The organism is Klebsiella sp. HN106 (assembly GCF_051209435.1).
Lineage (GTDB): Bacteria > Pseudomonadota > Gammaproteobacteria > Enterobacterales > Enterobacteriaceae > Klebsiella > Klebsiella oxytoca.
The window spans coordinates 1-283 of the sequence record NZ_JBLURD010000280.1 but is presented as its reverse complement, the minus strand read 5'-3'; the positions used below and the strand labels follow the sequence as shown (position 1 = coordinate 283).

The 283-nt window shown below is 58.0% G+C and carries 1 protein-coding gene; it reads right to left on the bottom strand.

Going from position 1 to position 283, the window contains the following annotated elements:
* On the bottom strand, positions 1-283 hold a 283-nt coding region (locus ACSIPU_RS31235), incomplete at both ends, for a transposase zinc-binding domain-containing protein (protein WP_202619702.1).

Here is a 283-nt window from a genome sequence, read left to right as displayed (position 1 = left end):
CAAACAGGAAACGCAGCTGAAACGGGAAGCTCAACACCCACTGACGCATGGGTTGTTCAGGCAGTACTTCATCAACCAGCAAGGCGGCACTTTCGGCCATCCGCCGCGCCCCACAGCTCGGGCAGAAACCGCGACGCTTACAGCTGAAAGCGACCAGGTGCTCGGCGTGGCAAGACTCGCAGCGAACCCGTAGAAAGCCATGCTCCAGCCGCCCGCATTGGAGAAATTCTTCAAATTCCCGTTGCACATAGCCCGGCAATTCCTTTCCCTGCTCTGCCATAAG